The organism is Agromyces sp. NPDC056389 (genome assembly GCF_042262385.1).
Taxonomy (GTDB): domain Bacteria; phylum Actinomycetota; class Actinomycetes; order Actinomycetales; family Microbacteriaceae; genus Agromyces.
Genome location: NZ_JBHJPN010000005.1, coordinates 1 through 1,937 on the forward strand (window position 1 = coordinate 1; position 1,937 = coordinate 1,937).

Below are 1,937 nucleotides of genomic sequence, written 5' to 3' on the forward strand. Positions count from 1 at the left end.
TCGGGTGCGTCCGTTCCTTGAGAACTCAACAGCGTGCACTATGTTCAATGCCAAATTATTGAACCCCGACCTCACCTTTGGTGGGGGGAGGATTCCTTTGGATTGATGGACAGTCAGTTTGATTGTTCTTTCAGTCAGAGATTGAAACTCTCAATGCCTTTCGGGGTGTTGGAACCATTTTTTTTGGAGAGTTTGATCCTGGCTCAGGACGAACGCTGGCGGCGTGCTTAACACATGCAAGTCGAACGATGAACCTGGAGCTTGCTCTGGGGGATTAGTGGCGAACGGGTGAGTAACACGTGAGTAACCTGCCCTGGACTCTGGGATAACCCCGAGAAATCGGAGCTAATACCGGATAGGACCTGGAACCGCATGGTTTTGGGTGGAAAGTTTTTTCGGTCTGGGATGGACTCGCGGCCTATCAGCTTGTTGGTGAGGTAATGGCTCACCAAGGCGTCGACGGGTAGCCGGCCTGAGAGGGTGACCGGCCACACTGGGACTGAGACACGGCCCAGACTCCTACGGGAGGCAGCAGTGGGGAATATTGCACAATGGGCGAAAGCCTGATGCAGCAACGCCGCGTGAGGGATGACGGCCTTCGGGTTGTAAACCTCTTTTAGTAGGGAAGAAGGGCTTCGGCTTGACGGTACCTGCAGAAAAAGCACCGGCTAACTACGTGCCAGCAGCCGCGGTAATACGTAGGGTGCGAGCGTTGTCCGGAATTATTGGGCGTAAAGAGCTCGTAGGCGGTTTGTCACGTCTGCTGTGAAATCCCGAGGCTCAACCTCGGGCCTGCAGTGGGTACGGGCAGACTGGAGTGCGGTAGGGGAGATTGGAATTCCTGGTGTAGCGGTGGAATGCGCAGATATCAGGAGGAACACCGATGGCGAAGGCAGATCTCTGGGCCGTAACTGACGCTGAGGAGCGAAAGCGTGGGGAGCGAACAGGATTAGATACCCTGGTAGTCCACGCCGTAAACGTTGGGCGCTAGATGTGGGGACCATTCCACGGTTTCCGTGTCGTAGCTAACGCATTAAGCGCCCCGCCTGGGGAGTACGGCCGCAAGGCTAAAACTCAAAGGAATTGACGGGGGCCCGCACAAGCGGCGGAGCATGCGGATTAATTCGATGCAACGCGAAGAACCTTACCAAGGCTTGACATATACGAGAACGCCGCAGAAATGTGGAACTCTTTGGACACTCGTATACAGGTGGTGCATGGTTGTCGTCAGCTCGTGTCGTGAGATGTTGGGTTAAGTCCCGCAACGAGCGCAACCCTCGTCGTATGTTGCCAGCACGTAATGGTGGGAACTCATATGAGACTGCCGGGGTCAACTCGGAGGAAGGTGGGGATGACGTCAAATCATCATGCCCCTTATGTCTTGGGCTTCACGCATGCTACAATGGCCGGTACAAAGGGCTGCGATGTCGTAAGGCGGAGCGAATCCCAAAAAGCCGGTCTCAGTTCGGATTGAGGTCTGCAACTCGACCTCATGAAGTCGGAGTCGCTAGTAATCGCAGATCAGCAACGCTGCGGTGAATACGTTCCCGGGCCTTGTACACACCGCCCGTCAAGTCATGAAAGTCGGTAACACCCGAAGCCGGTGGCCTAACCCTTGTGGAGGGAGCCGTCGAAGGTGGGATCGGTGATTAGGACTAAGTCGTAACAAGGTAGCCGTACCGGAAGGTGCGGCTGGATCACCTCCTTTCTAAGGAGCACTGGCCACCTTTGGTGGTCCAGGCATGCCAGATCAGACCGAACGTGTCTGCTGGCAGCTCATGGGTGGAACATTGACATAGGTGCTCGTCTGAATGGTTCAGACCTAGTACGCCTTCTCCTTCGGGGGGTGGTTGGAACGGTGGGGGCCGGCCGGTCGGGTGCATGCACGCTGTTGGGTCCTGAGGGACCGGACAACTTCCCGCGTTTTTGGCGTGGGG

1 rRNA gene is annotated in these 1,937 nt (G+C 56.0%); it reads left to right on the forward strand.

The annotated features are described in order from the left end of the window. The first annotated feature begins 180 nt into the window (after positions 1–180). Positions 181–1,708, forward strand: a 16S ribosomal RNA gene (locus ACFCVM_RS19585). Positions 1,709–1,937 lie beyond the last annotated feature (229 nt).